This window comes from uncultured Tateyamaria sp., assembly GCF_947503045.1.
In the GTDB taxonomy this organism is placed as follows: Bacteria; Pseudomonadota; Alphaproteobacteria; order Rhodobacterales; family Rhodobacteraceae; genus Tateyamaria.
Genome location: NZ_CANNCF010000002.1, coordinates 915,602 through 929,606, shown reverse-complemented (window position 1 = coordinate 929,606; position 14,005 = coordinate 915,602). Strand labels below are relative to the sequence as shown.

At 60.9% G+C, this 14,005-nt stretch carries 15 protein-coding genes; 5 read left to right on the top strand and 10 right to left on the bottom strand.

Annotation, left to right across the window (positions count from 1 at the left end):
* Nucleotides 1-73 precede the first annotated feature (73 nt).
* Nucleotides 74-766: a glutathione S-transferase family protein gene (locus Q1A89_RS12960; protein WP_299728616.1), complete on the top strand. Its 693-nt coding sequence runs from the start codon at nt 74-76 to the stop codon at nt 764-766.
* On the opposite strand, the gene rnr is transcribed toward Q1A89_RS12960, so the two are convergent.
* From rnr to dapE, 4 genes are read right to left on the bottom strand one after another with little or no spacing between them, the layout of a single operon-like run.
* On the bottom strand, nt 763-3,015 hold the full coding sequence (gene rnr, locus Q1A89_RS12955) for a ribonuclease R (RefSeq protein ID WP_299728613.1): 2,253 nt from the start codon (nt 3,013-3,015) through the stop codon (nt 763-765). The genes Q1A89_RS12960 and rnr overlap by 4 nt on opposite strands.
* Before the next feature lie 32 nt (nt 3,016-3,047).
* Nucleotides 3,048-3,596 carry a DUF2064 domain-containing protein gene (locus tag Q1A89_RS12950; RefSeq protein WP_366524490.1) on the bottom strand — a complete coding sequence of 183 codons (549 nt, stop codon included), beginning with the start codon at nt 3,594-3,596 and terminating at the stop codon, nt 3,048-3,050.
* Nucleotides 3,597-3,613: 17 nt separating this feature from the next.
* Nucleotides 3,614-4,036, bottom strand: a complete 423-nt coding sequence (locus tag Q1A89_RS12945) for a GNAT family N-acetyltransferase (protein ID WP_299728607.1) — start codon at nt 4,034-4,036, stop codon at nt 3,614-3,616.
* On the bottom strand, nt 4,033-5,178 hold the full coding sequence (dapE, locus tag Q1A89_RS12940; RefSeq protein WP_299728605.1) for a succinyl-diaminopimelate desuccinylase: 1,146 nt from the start codon (nt 5,176-5,178) through the stop codon (nt 4,033-4,035). The genes Q1A89_RS12945 and dapE overlap by 4 nt, the downstream gene beginning before the upstream one ends.
* Nucleotides 5,179-5,422: 244 nt before the next feature.
* Between dapE and Q1A89_RS12935 the strand changes: the two genes are divergently transcribed.
* On the top strand, nt 5,423-7,006 hold the full coding sequence (locus Q1A89_RS12935) for a Hint domain-containing protein (protein ID WP_299728602.1): 1,584 nt from the start codon (nt 5,423-5,425) through the stop codon (nt 7,004-7,006).
* Complete coding sequence (locus tag Q1A89_RS12930) at nt 7,003-8,082, top strand: Hint domain-containing protein (protein WP_299728599.1); 1,080 nt, start codon at nt 7,003-7,005, stop codon at nt 8,080-8,082. Before Q1A89_RS12935 ends, Q1A89_RS12930 begins: the two co-directional genes overlap by 4 nt.
* Here Q1A89_RS12930 and Q1A89_RS12925 read toward each other — a convergent pair.
* Together Q1A89_RS12925 and dapD are read right to left on the bottom strand one after the other, a co-directional pair.
* Nucleotides 8,079-8,444 (bottom strand): hypothetical protein, encoded by a 366-nt coding sequence (locus Q1A89_RS12925; protein ID WP_299728597.1) that lies wholly within the window; start codon nt 8,442-8,444, stop codon nt 8,079-8,081. The genes Q1A89_RS12930 and Q1A89_RS12925 overlap by 4 nt on opposite strands.
* Nucleotides 8,437-9,264 (bottom strand): 2,3,4,5-tetrahydropyridine-2,6-dicarboxylate N-succinyltransferase, encoded by an 828-nt coding sequence (gene dapD, locus Q1A89_RS12920; protein WP_299728594.1) that lies wholly within the window; start codon nt 9,262-9,264, stop codon nt 8,437-8,439. Before dapD ends, Q1A89_RS12925 begins: the two co-directional genes overlap by 8 nt.
* 119 nt (nt 9,265-9,383) lie before the next feature.
* Here dapD and Q1A89_RS12915 point away from each other — a divergent pair, with 119 nt between their 5' ends.
* A complete protein-coding gene (locus Q1A89_RS12915; RefSeq protein ID WP_299728591.1) occupies nt 9,384-10,226 on the top strand; it encodes an LOG family protein in 843 nt (280 codons plus the stop codon).
* Nucleotides 10,227-10,242: 16 nt separating this feature from the next.
* Here the strand turns inward: Q1A89_RS12915 and Q1A89_RS12910 are convergent, their stop codons facing one another.
* The 3 genes from Q1A89_RS12910 to Q1A89_RS12900 all read right to left on the bottom strand — a co-directional run bounded on the left by Q1A89_RS12910 (nt 10,243) and on the right by Q1A89_RS12900 (nt 12,453).
* On the bottom strand, nt 10,243-10,455 hold the full coding sequence (locus Q1A89_RS12910; RefSeq protein WP_299728589.1) for a hypothetical protein: 213 nt from the start codon (nt 10,453-10,455) through the stop codon (nt 10,243-10,245).
* Nucleotides 10,456-10,569: 114 nt separating this feature from the next.
* Entirely contained in the window at nt 10,570-11,745 is a 1,176-nt protein-coding gene (rlmN, locus tag Q1A89_RS12905; RefSeq protein ID WP_299728587.1) for a 23S rRNA (adenine(2503)-C(2))-methyltransferase RlmN, read from the bottom strand.
* A gap of 177 nt (nt 11,746-11,922) precedes the next feature.
* Complete coding sequence (locus Q1A89_RS12900; RefSeq protein WP_299728584.1) at nt 11,923-12,453, bottom strand: invasion associated locus B family protein; 531 nt, start codon at nt 12,451-12,453, stop codon at nt 11,923-11,925.
* A gap of 176 nt (nt 12,454-12,629) precedes the next feature.
* On the opposite strand from Q1A89_RS12900, the gene Q1A89_RS12895 reads away from it, so the two are divergent.
* The gene (locus tag Q1A89_RS12895) at nt 12,630-13,622 is read left to right on the top strand and encodes an asparaginase (protein WP_299728581.1); all 993 of its coding nucleotides are present in this window, start codon (nt 12,630-12,632) and stop codon (nt 13,620-13,622) included.
* A 13-nt stretch (nt 13,623-13,635) separates the two neighbouring features.
* Here Q1A89_RS12895 and Q1A89_RS12890 read toward each other — a convergent pair whose 3' ends face one another.
* On the bottom strand, nt 13,636-13,950 hold the full coding sequence (locus Q1A89_RS12890) for a hypothetical protein (RefSeq protein ID WP_299728578.1): 315 nt from the start codon (nt 13,948-13,950) through the stop codon (nt 13,636-13,638).
* Nucleotides 13,951-14,005 lie beyond the last annotated feature (55 nt).

Below are 14,005 nucleotides of genomic sequence, written 5' to 3'. Positions count from 1 at the left end.
ATCACACATCCTGCCAGTTTCTGTCAGCATCGCGCCTTAGATCGCATCTCATGGCAAAATTCGTGAGGACACCATGCTGACCCTGATCACCTATCCCCCGGCCTTTGACCAACTCAGCGCCAGCCCGTTTTGCGTCAAGGCGATGTACCTGCTGAACCTGTCGGGCATGTCATGGCAACGCGACGATACGCCTGACCCCCGGAACTGGCCCAAAGGCAAGCTGCCCGCCTTGTGGGTCAAGGATGAAATCATTGGTGACAGCGAAAATATCCGGGCGTGGCTGGAACGGAACGGCGCAGAATTTGACAAGGGTCTGAGCGATCTCGACCGCGCCGCATCCCGCGCCTTTATCCGCATGGCCGAAGAGCATCTGTACTTCCATATTCTACTGGACAGGTGGGGTGATGATCGGGTTTGGTCTATTGTTAGAGACACATATTTCGCCGCAATACCCACACTCCTCCGCAAGATCATCACGCGCCCGATGCGCCGCGCGGTCCTGCACGGCATGCACAGTCAGGGCCTTGGGCGGTTGACGGAAGCAGAACGATTGGACCGGGTCGAGCCTGACTTGCAGGCCATCACCGATCGGCTTTGGCAGGGTCCGTTCCTGTTCGGAAACCAGCCGACAGCCGCAGATGCCAGCGTTGCTCCGATGCTGGCCGCGATGGCCGCCACACCTTGCGACACGGCACTGTCCATGCGCATGCGCAGCGATGAAATTCTCACGAACTATGTACAACGCGTGGCCGAGGCTTTGGGCTAGCGCTTGCGGCTCACCTTGCGCTTGACCTTGTCACCGCGTCGCTTGGATTTCACGGGCTTGCGGCGTGGGCTGCGACCAGCCGGGCTCGAACGGCCCTTGGGCAGGGATTTCCCATCCAGCGCCAACAGATCAAGCGCGATCCCACCGGTCACAGGCACGGCTTCGGCCAGCCTGACCGTCGCGCGCTGCCCAACGCTGATCACAAGTCCGGTGTCCGATCCCATCAGCGTGCCTGCGTCACGATCAAAGTGGAAATACTCCGCACCAATGGCCCGCATTGGCACCAGCCCATCCGCCCCACTCTCATCCAGCTTGACGAAAATGCCGAACTTGGCGATCCCGGCTACGCGGCCCTCCATCTCGTCCCCGACGCGCTCACTCAGATAAGCGGCGAGATACCGATCGGTGGTGTCGCGCTCTGCAGCCATCGACCGACGCTCGGTGTCAGAGATATGAGTGCCGGTCTTTTCCAAACCTTCGACATCCTCGGGGCGCAATCCGTCGTCACCCCAGCCATGCGCCGAAATCAGCGCGCGGTGCACGATCAGATCAGCGTAGCGCCGGATGGGCGACGTGAAATGGGCATAGTTCTTGAGCGCCAAGCCAAAATGCCCGAAATTCACCGGCCCGTAATAGGCTTGCGTCATGGACCGCAAAGTGGACAGGTTGATCAACTCAGCATCATCCGTGTCGCGCGCCTGATTGAGCAGACGATTCAGATGCGCGGTTTGCAGCACCTGCCCCTTTGCCAGGTTGAGCCCGGCGGCCTGCGCCGTCTCACGCAGGGCCTCCAGTTTTTCCGGTGCCGGTTCTTCGTGATTGCGGAACAGCAGTGCAGATTTTTTGGCGTTGAGTGTTTCGGCGGCGGCAACATTGGCCAGCACCATGAATTCTTCGATCAGCCGGTGTGCGTCCAGCCGGTCTTTGAAATTGACCGACGACACAGTGCCGTCGTCTTCCAATACAATCTGGCGTTCAGGCAGATCGAGTTCCAACGGTTGGCGCCGGTGTCGGGCCTTCAGCAGCGCATCGTAGGCAGCGTAGAGTGGACGTAAAACAGGCTCTAACAAAGTCAAAACACGCTCATTCGGAGCACCATCAATGGCCGCCTGAACTTCCTCGTAGTTCAGCGAAGCAGGTGAGCGCATCAACCCACGGACAAACTCGTGCCCGATCTTTTCGCCCTGCGCGTCAATTTGCATACGGACAGCGATACAAGCGCGAGGCACCCCTTCGTGCAGGGAACACAGATCGCCTGACAACCGGTCCGGCAACATCGGAACGACGCGGTCGGGGAAATAGGTTGAGTTGCCCCGCTTTCGGGCCTCTCGATCCAGTGCAGAGGCGGGCGTGACATAGGCCGCCACATCCGCAATCGCGACCCAGATGACATGGCCGCCTTCATTCTTGGGGTCATCATCGGCATGCGCATAGCAGGCATCGTCATGATCCCGCGCATCCCACGGATCGATGGTGATCAGGGGCATGTCACGCAGATCGGTGCGGCCTTTCAGTCCCTTGGGCTTTTGCGCATCCGCCTCAGCCACGACCTCATCGGGGAACGAGTCGGGGATTCCATGTTCATGAATCGCGATCAACGACACCGCCTTGGGCGCGCTTGGGTCGCCCAGCCGTTCCACAACACGCGCGCGCTGTAAACCAATCCGCGACTTTGGCCCGGCCTGCTCGGCCTCGACCAATTCGCCATCCTTGGCACCCCCTGTCGCGTCGGCCGCAACAGACCATTCATTGCTGCTGCCCTTGTTGACCGGCACGATGCGCCCGCCTTCGGCACCTTTGCGAAAAACGCCCAGCACGCGGGCCGGGTTGGTGCCGATCCGCCGGATCAGACGGGCCTCGTAATGGTAATCATCGGCCTGAACCAGTGTCAGTCGCGCCAGAATGCGGTCGCCTTCGCCCAAGGCCGGGTCAGAGGCGCGCGGAATCACCAGCACCTTGGGTTCAACCCCGGTGCCATGCCACTCCATCGGCCGTGCAAACAGATCCCCGTCATCATCAGGCGCCGAGACCAGCAGCACGCTCACCGGCGGCAGGCGATCCGGGTCCTGATAGGTCTTTTTGCGCTTTTCGATATGCCCTTCTTCGGCCAGCTCCTTGAGCAGGCGTTTGAGGTCGATCCGCGCAGCCCCTTTGATCCCAAAGGCTTTGGCGATGTCACGTTTGGCGGTGAGGGTCGGGTTGGCGGCAATCCAATCGAGGATTTCAGCCTTGGTGGGAATACGGCTCATGCCGCATCAGGTAGCACGCACACCATATGGCGTCATGGCAAATCGTCAGCCCGATCCACATCGGCCAGAGTGCGGATCAAAGCGATGCGTTTCCCGGCAAAGGCCGCGCGGCTGTCCGCCAGTGCATGGACCGAAGACCAGCGTACATTGTCCAGCACGTTTTGGCGCAAAACAGACCCTAACCTGGCACCAATCAGCCAATATCCCCCATCAGGCGCGGGGCCGAACACCACGTCGTTGCGGCCCAGTGTGGCAAACCCTTCGGCGATATGCGCACGGGTGATGCCGGGAATATCCGCTCCAATCACACAGACAGGCCCACGCGCGCGGCGCATCATACGGACCATCCGATCCCCCAGATCGCCACCGCCTTGTGGCCAACGCGCAAATTCGGCATCCCAACAGCGGCTCATCATACCCTCGATGTCAGGTGCAACGGCAAGGACAACGTCCCATCGCGGATCACGGATCTGGCGCAGCAATCGCCGCACCTGATGGCGAAACCACCATGCGGCGGGCACCATTCCGATATCCCGGCCCAGCCGCGTTTTGACCCGTCCCGCACGCGGCACCTTCAGCATGATCACGAGGGTCGGCCTCAAAGAGCCCGTTCCATATCGCGGTGTGGAATGCCTGCGTCGTCATAGATCGGGCCAAACGCCGCGAAGCCCAGTTTTTCATAAAAGGACAGCGCGTGCGTTTGGGCCCCCAGTTTGGCGCGCGTCACACCGGGTTGCGCTCGCGCGACGTCCAGACATCCGACGATGATGGCCGCCCCCAACCCGGTGCCGCGCGCTTCCTTAAGCACGCAAACCCGGCCAATCTTGGCCGTATCGCCCGACACCAGAATCCGTGCACAGCCCAGCGCTTTGCCGTCCAATATTGCCAACACATGCAGCGCATCTCCGTCGCGCCCATCAACTTCGTCCGCTTCGCTCACCCCTTGTTCCTCGATGAACACGGTGCGGCGCAGGGCGTGACATGTGGTCAGGTCCTCAGTTTGCGAAATCACCCAATTCATTCGAAATAGTCTCGCAAAATGCGGCCATAGATCGCTTTGAGTTGGTGGATATGGTCGACGCGTACGTGTTCATCCACCTTGTGCATTGACTGCCCGACAAGACCGAATTCGACAACCGGGCAGTGATCTTTGACAAAGCGGGCATCGGACGTGCCGCCACTGGTGCTCAGCACCGGGGTCACGCCAGTTTCGGCCTTAACAGCCTTGGCCACGAGGTCGGACAGCGGGCCGGGCGGGGTGAGAAAACTCTCGCCCGAGATTTTGATCCGCACATCAATCTCAACTCCGTAAGTCGTCGCAACCGCGTCGGCCTGCGCACGCAACCAAGCCGACAGGCTGCCACCACTATGGATGTCATTGAACCGGATGTTGACGGTGCCACGCGCCTGCGCGGGGATCACATTTGTGGCCGGGTTGCCCGAATCCACGGTCACGATCGCTAGGGTGGAGGCATCAAAGTGGTCGGTCCCCTTGTCCAACTCGTGTGTCGCCAACTGATCCATCAGCCGCATCAACGGCGGCAAAGGGTTGTTGGCGCGGTGGGGATAGGCCGAATGGCCCTGAGTGCCGGTCACGGTGAACCACGCCGTCATCGACCCACGCCGCCCAATCTTCATCATCTCGCCCATGGTCTCGGGGCAGGTCGGCTCGCCCACCAGACAGACGCTCATCGCTTCGCCTGTCTTCTTCATATGATCCAGCAGCGCCGTGGTGCCGTCGGCTGCGTCGCCTTCCTCATCGCCGGTGATCGCGAGGATCACGGCCCCGTCGGGGGGCGTGGCGCGCACGAAATCCACGGCGGCGGCAGCAAAGGCTGCGACACCGGATTTCATGTCCGTCGTTCCGCGCCCGTACATGATGCCATCGCTCACCTCTGCGCCAAACGGGGGCATCGACCACGCCGCCGCATCCCCGACCGGAACGACATCAGTATGACCGTTAAAGCCAAAGCTGCGCGCATGGCCCTTGGGGCCCCAGCGGGCGAACAGATTGCGGACCCCGCCACGGTCCGCCCAAGCGCAATCAAACCCTTCGCCCGACAACAGATCGTGCAGAACATCCAGGGCACCACCATCAGCCGGCGTCACGGATTCGCAACGGACCAAGTCTGCAGTCAACGCAACGGGATCAATGGGAGTCATGGAAGTTCCTACTGCAAGTTGTGGCGAAAAGGTCGCGATTTCGGCACGTTGGCACAACAAGAGAGTTAACAGGAGGTTAATTTTTGTGCTAGAGTTAACGGATAATAATACAGCCCGAGGCAGGGCATCAGCAGTCCGGTCGCCAACGTGTGACCACATATGTGCGAAAATCAGCACGATCTGACACGCGATCAAACCGCGTGCGCTGCGCCTGTTCTGTCGTCGGCCCTGAGGTGGGCAGAACATGGTTACAGCGTCGGAAATTCCGATCAAAACGGTGCGCGAAGGCACCGACGCCACAGAAATGGCAAGCACCATTTTCGGCAATGGAGTCGAGGTCGTCTCGGCATCGTACACGGGCGATATCGACAGCGCCGGCATCTTTGAAGTCGACAGGAACTCGTCACTCGGATCGACGCCCGGCAAACGCGGGGTCATCCTCTCCACGGGCGAGGCCGAGGACTACACCAACTCGTCCGGCGAGGCGAACCAATCCACCAGCACCTCGACCAACACACTTGGCGAAAACAACAACAGCGACTTCAACGAAGCCGCGGGAACGCGCACCTTTGATGCGTCCTATCTGGATGTCGATTTCATCCCCGACAACGACCTGATGACGATGCAATTCGTGTTCAGTTCCGAAGAATACCCGGAATTCCAGAACTCGATCTTTCAGGACTTTGTCGGCGTTTGGGTCAATGGTCAGCTGGTCGAGATGGAAGTCGGCAACGGCGATATCGATCCGGGCAACGTCAACGAGACCAACAACACCAACCTGTTCGTCGACAACACCGGCGACGATTTCAACACCGAGATGGACGGGTTCACTGTGACGTTGACCCTGACGATGAAGGTGAATCCCAATGAAGTGAGCTCGATCCGCATCGGGATTGCGGATGTCAGCGACAGTACCTTTGATTCCAACCTGATGATCGCCGCCAATTCGGTCCAGACCGAGCTTATCGCGATCACGGACAATATCATCGTGAACCCGAACGGGTCCGAGACAGTCAACGTCCTCGACAACGATGTCAGCCCGTCCAATTCGACGCTGACTGTGACCCATATCAACGGTCAGGCTGTGACTGTCGGCAGCACGATCACCCTACCTACCGGGCAGACCGTGACACTGGGCGCCGGTGGCGAGTTCACCGTGACCGGGGACGGCGACGAAGAAGACTTCAACTTTACTTACGCCATCACCGACGGGGTCAACACTGACACTGGTTTCGTGAATGCCACCTCCATTCCGTGTTTTGTCGCCGGGACAAAGATTGCGACACCCAACGGGGATATCGAGGTGCAGAACCTCGCCCCCGGTGATCTGGTTCTGACGCAAGATGACGGACCGCAGGAACTGCGCTGGGTGGGCACCCGCGAGGTTGCGGCCGAAGGCGCATTTGCCCCGATTCTCATTCGCGCAGGCACGTTTGGTGCGCGCCACGACGTTCAGGTCTCGCCGCTCCATCGCGTGCTGATCCGCGACAGTCTCGCCGAGCTTTTGTTTGGCGAGGCCGAGGTTCTTGTCGCCGCCAAGGATCTGGTCAACGACCACTCCGTTACGCGCGTCACGGGCGGCGCGGTCACCTATGTCCACCTTCTGTTCGACAGACATCAGGTGGTGTTTTCGGAAGGGCTGGCCACCGAAAGCTTCTTGCCCGGACCACAAATCGTCAACAGCCTCGAATCGCAGGTGGTCGACGAGATTTGCGCCATTTTCCCTGAATTAGACCCGCAAACGGGTAAAGGCTACAGCCCGGCTGCGCGTCGCATGCTCAAAGGGTACGAAGCGACCTTATGGCGGACGGCACGGGCCGCTGCATGAGCTGGATTGGACTGACGGACCATCAGGAAGGGCGCTTTGCCCCGTCCGGGCTGAACGGTGATCGCACCAAGATGCCGCTGCCCAAACTGCTCCACCGCGGTACGGTGATGCTTGAAACACGTGTTCCGGGGCAGATCCGTCCGCATGACCTTTTGGGCATATCGCACCAGTTTCCGTGGCCACGCGACCTTGTGTTTCGCGCCATTCCCGGCGGTGGCATTGCCATGGTGCACCGCCACAACGAAGACGTCATTCATACAGCCCGGCAATGGTCCGGCGACGGGCGCGCGCACTCGCTGCGGGTCACCTATGCCTGGGACATCCCGACCGGCTGGGCGCGTCTGGCGCTTGAGCAGCCCGAGGGCGGGCAAACCCTGACCGCGATGGTCGATGCGCCGCGCCCACTGATTGCCAATGACATGCGCGACCTGATGCTGGGGAGCGAATGCCGGTCGCTGTCCAAGGACGTGCTGTTTGGCGCACTGTCCACTGACATTGCCCCCGTGGGCCCGATGCCAACCCTGCATCCCGCCACTCCCATCGCGACGCCCGACGGCTATCGCAACGCAGGTGATTTACAGCGCGGAGACACGGTGCTGACCGATTGCGACACCATTGTTCCAGTCCTGAACGTGGTGCGCACGCGCGTGCCGGCCCGCGGCAGCTTTGCCCCCGTGCGTCTGCGCGCCCCCTATTTCGGCCTCACCCGGGACATCATCGTCGCCCCGGAGCAGCGGCTGGTGCTACAGGGGTCCGAGGTGGAATACAACTTTGGTCAAGAGGCCGTACTGGTGCCCGCCCGCCACGTGGTGAATGGCGCGGCTGCCACGTGGGCCGCGTCCTGCGCGACGGTCGAATATGTGCAGGTGGTCTTGCCCGGTCACGAAGTTCTAATTGCTGCCGGATGCGCGGTGGAAAGTCTCTATATCGGTCGGATTCGCCGTGATGAGGTTCGGTTGGCCGCCAGTGTCCTGTCGGATGTGCCCAGCCGCCTGCTGCCCGAACACGCCAAACCCTTTCATCAGGTGCTGCGCCCGTTCGAGGCGATCACCCTGCTGGACCAGCGCGCCGCCTAGGCGTCGTCTGCCTCGTCTTCGTCACCAAAGAACGGGGTCATCTGGGCAACAATCACCGAGTTTTCATCAAGCGCCCGCTGCATCAGTTCGCGTTCATCATCGCCAATCTCGTGCCCTTCAGCCTCGCGATCGGCAACAGTGCCATAGCCCGTCACATCCAATGGGGCCGTGTCCGCCTGTTTCAGCAAGGCGACGGTTTCGCGCACCGCCTCGGCCTCGTCCACACCGCTGGCATAGCACATCAGTGCCGCACCGGTTGCATCCATGGGCAGCCCATCACCCGTCTTGCGGCCAATCTGCACCACAAGGGTAAAGACCTGTTGCCGCGACGGTTTCTTTGGCTTTTTGCCCGTATCAGTCACGCAACAGCTCGTTGATCGATGTCTTGGACCGTGTCCGTGCATCGACCTTTTTCACGATCACAGCGCAATAGAGGTTCACCCCGTTCTTGGACGGCATCGACCCGGCAACCACAACCGAACCGGCGGGCACTTCGCCATAGGTGAACTCGCCCGTTTCGCGATCCACGATCTTGGTCGACTGACCGATGAACACGCCCATGCCCAGAACGGACCCTTCGCGGACGATGCAGCCTTCGACCACTTCGGACCGCGCCCCGATGAAACAGTCATCTTCGATGATAGTGGGCCCCGCCTGCATGGGCTCAAGCACGCCGCCGATCCCGACGCCGCCGGACAGGTGCACGTTCTTGCCGATTTGCGCGCAGGAGCCGACAGTCGCCCACGTGTCGACCATGGTGCCGGAATCCACATAAGCGCCGAGGTTTACAAAGGACGGCATCAAAACCACGCCGGGGGCAATGTAGGCCGACTTGCGCACCACACAGTTGGGCACAGCGCGGAACCCGGCATCCTGCCACTGGCTGTCGCCCCAGCCTTTGAACTTGGAATCGACCTTGTCCCACCAGCCGCCACCCTGTGGGCCACCCTGCTGATGTTCCATGTCCTTGATGCGAAAACCCAGCAACACAGCCTTTTTCGCCCACTGGTTCACATGCCAGTCGCCGCTGTCCCGCTTTTCCGCCACGCGCAGCGAGCCACTGTCGAGCGCGTGCAGCGTCTCTTCGATGGCGTCGCGGGTTTCGCCGGTGGTGGCGGACGTGATGGCGTCACGGGCCTCCCAGGCGGCTTCGACGGCGGTTTCAAGCTGTGCGTTGGACATCGGCAATCTCCCCAATTGATCGCGGCGCTTAGACAACAATCCGTGGCCCGGTGCAATCACATCTGGGCAAGCCTGCCTGCGCGCGCTACCCCTTGGGACAGCCAAAGGAGCATCGCCGCATGAAAGACGACCGCCACAGCCCGTTTCGAGACGCCCATACCGACCGCAAGGCGGCCGAAGGGGTGCCCGACACGCCACAGACCCGGTCGCCGTCCTATCCGTTGGCGTTTGCTGATGACGAATTCATGTGCCGGGACGAATTGCGCCCCGTCCGGTTGCAGCTGGAATTGCTCAAGCCGGAAATGCTGATGAACGAGGCGGGCATCGAATCCACCATCGTCATGTTCGGCGGCGCGCGCATCCCCGACCCCGTGGACAAGGACAAGGCACGCACCAAGACACTGGCGGACCTGTCGCATTTCTATGACGAGGCGCGCAGCTTTGCCCGGCTGATGACGGAAAAGTCGATGGAGTCTGGCGGCACCGAAAACGTCGTGGTCACGGGCGGCGGCCCCGGCGTGATGGAGGCGGGCAACCGCGGCGCCTATGATGCGGGCGGGCGGTCTATCGGACTGAACATCGTGTTGCCGTTCGAACAGGCGCCGAATTCCTTTGTGACTCCCGATCTGGCCTTCAACTTCCACTATTTCGCGATCCGCAAGATGCACTTTCTGATGCGCGCCCGGGCGATCTGCGTCTTTCCGGGCGGCTTTGGAACGCTGGACGAATTGTTTGAATCGCTGACCCTGATCCAGACCGGCCGGATGGAGCGTGTGCCCTTCCTGCTCTTTGGTCGTGAATTCTGGGAAAAGATCGTGAACTGGGGCGCGCTGGCCGATGCAGGCACGATTTCAGCCGACGATCTGGACCTGTTCCGATTTGTCGACAGCGCAGCCGAAGCCATCGACATCATCGACAATTGGGGCCCGACGGCAAAACGCGGCGAAGTGCCGGGCCGCTGACGCCCAATTCAGGTGTTCAGGCAGACAGTGCGGCGGGCAGGACGCAAATGTCCTTGGCCCCGATCAGGGATTGCACAACGTCGCCCGCGTCCGTTTCGCGGATAGCATAGCCAAAACCGGCCAGGCGGTGTTTCCACTCACGACGCGACAGGGTCTTGCTGCGCTCGGTGATGACAAATTCAAGGACTTGCGCCTGTGCAAATTCGTCTTGGTTCGAAATGATCGACATGGTTCTTCTCCAGATACGCAAAATGCGTGAAGGCACTTTTGCCGCGCAGCATGGCGACAATCGTTCACGTTCTGGAAATTGTTGGGACCAATTGTGTCCGGATCGGGAAGAATTTCAACCCAGGCCTGCATCCGCCGCAATTTGCGCCCGGCTTTTGCGGGCGCGTTCGGTCGCGGATTTCAACTGACCACAGGCGGCCATGATGTCCTCGCCCCGTGGCGTGCGGATCGGGCTGGCATAACCGGCCTTGTAGATGATGTCGGCAAAGGCGCGGATGCGGTTGTTTGAACTCCGAGTATAGGGCGCACCGGGCCATTCGTTGAACGGAATCAGGTTGATCTTGGCCGGAATGCCGTCGATCAGCTTGACCAGACGGCGCGCATCTTCGTCGCTGTCATTTACACCGTGCAGCATCACGTATTCGAAAGTGATCCGCTCGGAATTGCGCCCGCGTGGATAGGCACGCAGGGCCTCCAGCAGCACCTCGATATTCCAGCGTTTGTTGATGGGCACCAGCGTGTTGCGGACTTCGTCCGTGGTTGCATGAAAGGACACCGCCAACTGGCATCCGATCTCGTTTGCCGTGCGCTCGATTTCGGGCACGACGCCGCTGGTCGACAGGGTGATGCGACGACGGCTGAGCTGGATGCCCTCTTCGTCCATCGCGATCTTCATCGCGTCGCGCACGTTCTCAAAGTTATAAAGCGGCTCGCCCATGCCCATCAAAACGATGTTGGACAGCAACCGGGTTTCATCCTTGGGCGCGCCCGGCACGGGCCATTCGTTCAGATCATCACGGGCCATCATGACCTGCCCAATGATCTCGCCCGCCGTCAGGTTGCGCACCAGCTTTTGGGTGCCGGTATGGCAAAACGAACAGGTCAGGGTGCAGCCCACTTGGCTGGAAATGCACAACGTGCCGCGCCCTTCTTCGGGGATATAGACGACTTCAACCTCATGCCCGCCTGCGATACGGACCAGCCATTTGCGCGTGCCGTCCTCGCTCACCTGCTTGGACACGACCTCGGGGATTTCGATGACGAACTTCTCTGCCAGTTCGGCGCGATAGGCCTTGGACAGGTTGGTCATCACGGCAAAGTCGCGCACACCCCACTGATAGATCCATTGCCAGATCTGCCCGACCCGCATCTTGGCCTGCTTTTCCGGCGTACCATGGGCGATCAGCGCATCGCGCATCGCAGCACGTGTGAGACCGACTAGGTTCACGGGCCCATCCGGCAGTTTCCGGGGGATCGTCAAAACATCCTGAGTGATCGGCGCGTCAGCCATGGCAAAGGTCCAAACGGGTAAGGTGATGCGCCCCTATATAGGAATTCAGCGGACGATCAAAAGGATTCGCCGACAACACTTCGCGGACAACAGCGCCACAGGTCGGCGCGCGCCCAGACTGCAAAAGCGACCACACATGTCCGCACGACCGCTCACGCATCTGATATGTCAGAGGTGTCAGCCGCCGCAGCGGGACTCGGCATCCTCGACCGCCGCTGTAAAGCCAAGCAGCGAAAACGTGTCCTTGGTGGTGGTGCCGCGGCTGGAAACGCCGGTCACGATGGCATCCGCGCCACGTTTCATCGCGGTCACGATTTTGGAGTCATCCGCAGGGGTCGCAGGCCAAGCCCACTCACCGTCCGTGAACAGCTCGAACTCGTTGCCGCTGATGTTGACGTTGACGGTCGATCCCGACCGGAACGGATAGCCGCCGGTAAAGGCAACCTGTCCGTTGGCCTGCGCGGAGGGTCGGTAAAACACCATGAGCAGGATCTGCCCACGGGTGGCCGCAACAACGCGGCCCTCGCGGGTGTTGACCGTTTCCTTGGGCGTGGCGACGCCCCAGCATTCTGTCGGGTTGTCCTCGACAAACACGCTCCAATCCGTTTTTGCAGCGACACGATTGGTGCTCTGCTCCTGCGCGGCGGCGACGCAGGTCATAAGCGACAGCGCGCCCAACCCAAGTGCGATCTTTGAAATGAATCCCATTTTTACAGCCTCCAAGCTGTCCTAACCTCAACAACGGAACCGCGCATGTGGCACACCATTTTCGGTGCATTCTCTTGCATGGGCGGCAAATCTTCTCGACAAGTGGCACATTAGCGCGAAACGCGCGACGCGGGAATGGCCAATTGGCAGGTTTTCGCGCAGATGTGAGGGAAAATATGACACATCCGGCCCATGGCGCCGTCACACTGGCCGAAGTCTGGCGCGGCCCCTTTCTGGAAAGCGCCCATCAGGGCCATGCCGTTGTCTGTGACGAGACTGGGCAAATCGTGCAGGCTTGGGGTGTACCAGAGGCCGTAGTGCTGCCGCGATCCTCGTCCAAGATGCTGCAGGCGCTGCCCCTGATCGAAAGCGGCGCGGCGGCGGCTCATGAGCTGAACACCGAGCATCTGGCGCTGGCCTGTGCCTCGCATCAGGGCGCCGCGATCCACACCGAAAAGGTTGGCGCATGGCTTGATCATATCGGCTGCTGCGATGACGATTTTTGCTGCGGCCCGCAGGTGTCGCGCGATCACGAGGTCCGCGATGCCATGACCCGCGCCCACGAGGTGCCGCGCCGCATCCACAACAACTGTTCGGGCAAACACGCGGGCTTTCTGACCCTGACCAAGCATCTGGGCGGCGATCCGACCTATGTCGCTATGGATCACCCGGTGCAAAAGGCCTGCCTCGAGGCGTTTGAGCGGATGACAGAAGAAACCTCGCCCGGGCATGGGATCGACGGCTGCTCTGCCCCGAACTTTGCCTGCACCTTGCACGGCATGGCCCGCGCGATGGCGCGTTTCGCAGCCGCGCCCGATGACAGCCCACAGGGCCAGTTGCGCGCCGCCATGGCGCTGCACCCCGAGCTTGTCGCGGGCGAAGGGCGCGCCTGCACCCGGCAGATGCGCGCAGCAGGTGGGGGTGTTGCGATCAAGACAGGCGCCGAAGGCTACAACATCGCCATTCTCCCTGAACAGAGACTGGGTATCGCGCTCAAGATCACCGATGGCGGCACCCGCGCCAGCGAATGCGCCATGGCACAGATCCTTGTCAAATTCGGCGCACTTGACCCCAACCACCCCGAGGCGCTGGCCTATACAAACGGCCCGATCCAGAACTGGGACGGCCTGCACACAGGCTATCTGCGCGCAGCGCCCGCTTTGCTGTAGGGTCGCATGCGGGCTACATGTCGATTAGGGGCGCGACTTCGACCGACCCCGATCCATCCGCGACCATTGGACAGCCCTTGGCCATTTCACAGGCCACCTCCATCGAGGCTGTCTCGACCACCGTGTAACCGGACAAGGGGTTCGCACCGCCGTCACCCGCCACACCATGTGTCGAAACGGTCATCGACTGGCCTACAGGTGCGCCACCATCCACAACGGCATCGCCCATCTCGGCATACCAGTCATTCCACGCCGCCATGACGCGCGCGCCCTCTTCCGGCGTTTCCGGCATCCCACCACCGTGATAGGCAAATATGAATTTCGGCATGTTCAGGCTCCCTTCCCTGGTAAGTTTTGTGCAGTATATCACACATCATGCCGAA

Coding starts and splice junctions, on each gene's coding strand:
- Q1A89_RS12960 (WP_299728616.1), top strand. CDS start 74: ATGCTGACCCTGATCACCTATCCCCCGGCCTTTGACCAACTCAGCGCC.
- rnr (WP_299728613.1), bottom strand. CDS start 3,015: ATGAGCCGTATTCCCACCAAGGCTGAAATCCTCGATTGGATTGCCGCC.
- Q1A89_RS12950 (WP_366524490.1), bottom strand. CDS start 3,596: ATGCTGAAGGTGCCGCGTGCGGGACGGGTCAAAACGCGGCTGGGCCGG.
- Q1A89_RS12945 (WP_299728607.1), bottom strand. CDS start 4,036: ATGAATTGGGTGATTTCGCAAACTGAGGACCTGACCACATGTCACGCC.
- dapE (WP_299728605.1), bottom strand. CDS start 5,178: ATGACTCCCATTGATCCCGTTGCGTTGACTGCAGACTTGGTCCGTTGC.
- Q1A89_RS12935 (WP_299728602.1), top strand. CDS start 5,423: ATGGTTACAGCGTCGGAAATTCCGATCAAAACGGTGCGCGAAGGCACC.
- Q1A89_RS12930 (WP_299728599.1), top strand. CDS start 7,003: ATGAGCTGGATTGGACTGACGGACCATCAGGAAGGGCGCTTTGCCCCG.
- dapD (WP_299728594.1), bottom strand. CDS start 9,264: ATGTCCAACGCACAGCTTGAAACCGCCGTCGAAGCCGCCTGGGAGGCC.
- Q1A89_RS12915 (WP_299728591.1), top strand. CDS start 9,384: ATGAAAGACGACCGCCACAGCCCGTTTCGAGACGCCCATACCGACCGC.
- Q1A89_RS12910 (WP_299728589.1), bottom strand. CDS start 10,455: ATGTCGATCATTTCGAACCAAGACGAATTTGCACAGGCGCAAGTCCTT.
- rlmN (WP_299728587.1), bottom strand. CDS start 11,745: ATGGCTGACGCGCCGATCACTCAGGATGTTTTGACGATCCCCCGGAAA.
- Q1A89_RS12900 (WP_299728584.1), bottom strand. CDS start 12,453: ATGGGATTCATTTCAAAGATCGCACTTGGGTTGGGCGCGCTGTCGCTT.
- Q1A89_RS12895 (WP_299728581.1), top strand. CDS start 12,630: ATGACACATCCGGCCCATGGCGCCGTCACACTGGCCGAAGTCTGGCGC.
- Q1A89_RS12890 (WP_299728578.1), bottom strand. CDS start 13,950: ATGCCGAAATTCATATTTGCCTATCACGGTGGTGGGATGCCGGAAACG.